Source organism: Mesorhizobium sp. M7A.F.Ca.US.006.04.2.1 (assembly GCF_004022915.1).
GTDB classification, from domain to species: Bacteria; Pseudomonadota; Alphaproteobacteria; order Rhizobiales; family Rhizobiaceae; genus Mesorhizobium; species Mesorhizobium ciceri.
Window position 1 is genome coordinate 1 of record NZ_RZQA01000495.1, and the last position, 4,872, is coordinate 4,872.

Below are 4,872 nucleotides of genomic sequence, written 5' to 3' on the forward strand. Positions count from 1 at the left end.
GCATAGCTGGACAGGACGATCGTCCTGAACTCGACAAACTGGGTCAGCGCGGAGATCGACGCTTTCAGGCGGTCGGAAAACTCGCCCAGCCATGCGCTGTAGGCCTCGCCCAGATCGGGCCACTCAGGGCTGCTGCTCCAGATGATTTCGGACGGGCGCCCGCGCATGGCCAGTTCGCTCTCCAGGCGCATCAGGCCGTGATCGAAGCTGGCGCTGGAGTTTCCCTTGTAGATCTGGTGGTTGAGGATGAGCCTGCTCTGCAGCCGTGCTCCGAGATAGAAGAACAGATAATCGTTGAGCGGCTTTGCGACGCCGAACATACTCTCGCCGCCGGCCGCAGCGGTGATGTCGTTCTGCACGAAAACCGGCAGCTTGATCTGTTCCTCGATCTCGGCCTGCAAGGCCTTGAGCGAGGTGCTCGATCCGTTGCGGGTTGCAGCCATCGTGTCGACATCGTCGGGAACCGCCAGGCCGATGCCGGCAACCCGGCTGCGCGCCTCGACCGGCAGGCTGGTCATGGCTTGCCCGATCGCGCCGAACAGATCGCTGCTTTGCGGAAACGGATTGGCTTCATCCGCCGGCAACTGCGTGTGGAAGCGCACCGTGCCGATGAAGTCGATGAGCGCGATGTCGATCCTGCGCCGGCTGAAGCCGACGCCAACCGCATAGGCGCCCTCCGGGTTGAGTGAAAGCGGGATCGTCGGCGGCCCGACGCGGCCGCGCTGCGCCTCGCCCTGCGAGACCAGGCCCTCCTGCTCGAGCGAGCGAACGATGACTGAAGCCGTCTGCGCCGACAGGCCGGTCTTCTCGCCGATTTCCATCCGCGAAATGCCTTCGTTCTGAAGCAGCAGGGACAGCACCAGCCGCTCGTTGTAGCTGCGGACGCTCAATGCATTCAGCCCGCTCGCACGATCGGCGATGCGCAAGGGATTGGGTGGTGCGAATCTCATGTCAGGCAAAGGTCGCCCCGTCGGTAAGAGCGCGTTGCCTGGCGGCGGTATGGTTGCTCATGTCGAGCGGCTCCAGCCGATGGCATCGACCGCGCGGGCGAGCGCGGTGCCCAGCAATCTGTGCGCCTCGGCATCGATGTGAAAGCCGTCCGCCTCGCTGCACGACACCACCGAGCCGGCATCGAAAAAGTGCAGTTCGAGCGAGTCCGCCAGAACCTCGAACTCGAGCGCGAGCAGGCGCGATTTCTCCGGCGCGCCGGCGAATATGGACTTCCATTCCTTGACGTCGTCCTGCATCGGCGGTGGCGCCACGATCATGATCTCGGGCGTCGAGCCGCCCGGACCTGGCGCCAGCTCCTTGATGTCGTAGACGAGGCAGCCGATCCCCATCGCCACTTCCGACGGCGGCTTGTTGAAGCGGATCTTCAGATCGTTGGTGCCGAGCATGATGATGACGAGGTCGAGCGTCGCATGGCTCTGCAGGCAAGGACGAAGATAGGTTCGGCCGTTCTTGTGGGCGCCCTCGATCGGGTCGTCGTGGACGGTGGTGCGGCCGCTCAACCCCTCCTCGATGACATACCAGTCAGGGCCCAGCTGAGAACGCAATATGCCCGGCCAGCGTTCACCCGGACCATAGCGCTCGAGCGGCCCCCTGCCGGGGATCTGGCCGTGCGTGTTGGAGTCGCCGTAGCACAAGACTGATCGCATGTTTTTCCCGCCGGGACAGACTGCGCGCCGAAGCCGGCGAGCGCCATTCATGATGGATAGTGGAGCGGCGAAAGGCAAGCAAGGGAATAGTCATTCAACCTGACTAACTATTGACAGGGCGAATCCGCTGTGCTTCTAAAGTGCCCGGAGGAGTTCTCGACCGTCATCATCGTCCAGCAGAAGTTGGGCTTCGACACGCATGTGTTCGGGGGCGGGAGAATTGCGCGCATCGGTCGGTTTGTGACGGGGGCATGCATTGGGAGAGCGTCTCGTGGCCATACGAATTTGTAGGCCGGAGCAACCACAAGGAGGAGTGTTCAATGTTAGGATTGCTGAAAACCGTCGGCCTGGGGATGCTCGTTGCGTCCACGCTTGCCGTGACGTCCCTGGCGCATGCGCAAGACGTCAAGCTGATGGACGGCGTGGCGCCGCGCCCCGACGACACGCGCATGACCGCCGCCGGTGCGTTCAAGAAGGACCCGCCCTGGGTCATCGGCATGAGCGACTTCGGTGTCAACGCAAACACCTGGACGGTGCAGGTGGCGCATGAGGCGGAGAACGCCGCGGCCAAGGACAAGCGCATCTCGAAATTCATCCTGCTCGATGCCGGCTTCGACCAGAAGAAGCAGGTGGCCGATATCGAGGACCTGATCGCACAGCATGTCGACGCCATCATCGTTCAACCGGTGACCAGCACGTCGGCCAATGCCAGCATCGCCAAGGCGGTCGCCGCCGGCATCCCGGTCATCCTTCACACCGGGCGTATCGATTCCGACGCCTACACCACCGAAATCCAGGGCGGCGCCGAGCACTTCGGCAAGGTCATGGGCGACTGGCTGGTGAAGACCGTCGGCGACAACGGCAAGATCTGGGTCCTGCGTGGCCTGGCCGGCCATCCGGAAGACACCAACCGCTATAACGGCCTCCTGGAATCGCTCAAGGGCACGCATGTGCAGATCATTGCCGAGGAGCATGGCGACTGGCAGTACGACAAGGCCAAGAAGCTGTGCGAGACGCTCTATCTGAACAATCCGCAGGTCGACGGCATCTGGTCGTCCGGCGCCGACATGACGCGCGCCTGCGTCGATGTCTTCAAGCAGTTCGGCACACCCATTCCGCCGATTTCGGGCGAGGGCAACAATGGCTATTTCGGCCAGTGGATTACGGATGGGTTCAAGTCGATCTCTCCGGAATACAGTCCCGCCCAGGGCGCTGCCGGCGTGCGCGCTGCCGTTGCCCTTCTGGAAGGCAAGCAGCTCTACAAGCGCTATGTCTACAATCCCGACGGATGGGACCAGGACAAGGCCAAGAAATACTATCGCGATGACCTGACCGCCAATGTCTGGTGGCCAAGCGAACTGCCGGAAGACAAGCTCAAGGAATATTACGGCAAGAAGTGACGGCGCCGTGGCTGGCGGGGAGTGGACAAACATTCCCCGCAGGCCGTTCCATGTGTCGAATCCGGTTCGTTCGAGGGTTTCGTGACCAATCTTGTCGAGATGTCCCACATTTCGAAGGCATTCGGAGGGAGCAAGGCGCTCCACTCCGTTTCCCTCGACCTCAAGGCGGGCAGCATCCACGCCCTGATGGGCGAGAACGGTGCCGGCAAATCGACGTTGATGAAGATTCTGGCGGGCGTGCATCAGCCCGATTCCGGCGAGATCTTCATGAGCGGTGAGAAGCTCGATCTGAAGTCGCCGCGCGCCGCGCTCGATGCCGGCATTTCGACCGTTTTCCAGGAGCATTCGCTGCTGCCCAATCTGTCGATCGCCGAGAACATGTTCCTCGGCCGGGAGCCGACGACCCGGTTCGGCTCGATCGACTATCCCGCGATGAAAAGGCAGACCGCCAGGGCGCTTGGCGAACTCGGCCTCACGCTCGACCCGTCGCAACTCGTTTCCAGCCTGACGATCGCCGAGCGGCAATTCGTCGAGATCGCGCATTGCATCCAGGCCGACGCCAGCGTGCTCATCCTCGATGAGCCGACGGCGGCTCTCAACGCGGCCGATGTCGATGTGCTCAACCGCAACATCCGCCGGCTGCGCGACAAGGGGAAAGCCATCGTCTACATCTCGCATCGCATGGAGGAGATCTTCGAGTTGTGCGACACGGTGACGGTGCTGAAGGATGGCGCACTGGTCGGCACCAGGACGGTGTCCGAGATCACCACCGACGAACTCATCGCCATGATGGTCGGACGCGAACTCCAGGACCTTTTTCCCGATCGTACGGGCGATGTAGGCGATGAGATCCTGCGCGTCGAAAACCTCAAGATCACCGAGACATCGCAGCCGCTGTCGCTGACTTTGCACAAGGGCGAGATCGTCGCCCTGGCCGGGCTGGAAGGGCAGGGCCAGCAGCGCTTCCTGCGATCGCTGATTGGCCGCTACCATCCCTTCGCCGGGACGATTTCTATCAACGGCAAGGCGCTGAAGATGCCGCTCCCGGCGTCGGCGGGCGTTCGGTATTTGCAGCAGCTGAAGGTCGGCTTCGTTCCCGAGGACCGCAAGGAAGAGGGGCTCTTCCTCGCTTTGCCGATCGCCCACAACATCGCCATCGGATTGCATTCGAGGCGCCCTGAACTTGCGCCGGCGCGGCCATATCGAAACGTCATCGCCCGCATGATGGAGGTCATGAACATAAAGGCGGCGGGCCTGTCGGCTGCGGTCGGTTCGCTGTCGGGCGGCAACCAGCAAAAGGTTCTGCTCGGCCGCTACCTTGCCGCCGATCTCGATCTTCTGCTGGTCGAAGAGCCGACGCGCGGTGTCGACATCGGCGCCAAGTCCGAGATCTACCATCTTCTGCGGGACTTCACCGCGAAGGGCGGCGCGGTGCTGGTGCTCTCGCGCGAGACGATCGAGCTGATCGGGCTCTGCGACCGCATCTACGTCGTCCATCACGACACGATCGTGGCCGAAATGCCGGCAGCGCAGGCGAGCGAACACAAGATTCTCGACGCGGCCCTCATGGGCGGCTCCACGCGCCAGCATTAGGGGCCTGCCATGGTTCGTTCGGTTTTCAACATCCTGAATGGCCGGAACACGCGGCAGGGCCTGTGGGGCCTGCCGCTGCTGGTCGCGTTGCTCATTTCGCTGTGGCTGACTGTCGAGACGACGCAGTTCGCCACGGCCGAAAACCTCTTCAACCTGGTTGCCCAGGCGATGCCGCTGATCATCGCGGCGATCGGACAGCTCGTCGTCGTGCTCATCGGCGG

Annotated in this window: 4 protein-coding genes and 1 pseudogene; 3 read left to right on the top strand and 2 right to left on the bottom strand. The window is 62.7% G+C overall.

Annotated elements, in window-relative coordinates; all coding sequences use genetic code 11:
- Both EN925_RS23505 and EN925_RS23510 read right to left on the bottom strand, forming a co-directional pair.
- Positions 1-950 (bottom strand): ROK family transcriptional regulator (locus EN925_RS23505; RefSeq protein ID WP_128336968.1); only part of this gene is annotated, 950 nt, incomplete at its 3' end.
- 57 nt (positions 951-1,007) lie between these two features.
- Positions 1,008-1,658, bottom strand: coding sequence for an SGNH/GDSL hydrolase family protein (locus EN925_RS23510; protein ID WP_023809404.1), 651 nt, complete (start codon positions 1,656-1,658; stop codon positions 1,008-1,010).
- Positions 1,659-1,978: 320 nt separating this feature from the next.
- Here EN925_RS23510 and EN925_RS23515 point away from each other — a divergent pair, with 320 nt between their 5' ends.
- The 3 genes and pseudogenes from EN925_RS23515 to EN925_RS23525 all read left to right on the top strand — a co-directional run.
- Entirely contained in the window at positions 1,979-3,058 is a 1,080-nt protein-coding gene (locus tag EN925_RS23515) for a substrate-binding domain-containing protein (RefSeq protein WP_013530473.1), read from the top strand.
- A gap of 81 nt (positions 3,059-3,139) precedes the next feature.
- A complete protein-coding gene (locus tag EN925_RS23520; protein ID WP_127368126.1) occupies positions 3,140-4,651 on the top strand; it encodes a sugar ABC transporter ATP-binding protein in 1,512 nt (503 codons plus the stop codon).
- Positions 4,652-4,660: 9 nt separating this feature from the next.
- A pseudogene (locus EN925_RS23525) lies at positions 4,661-4,872 on the top strand (ABC transporter permease); the annotation flags it as partial.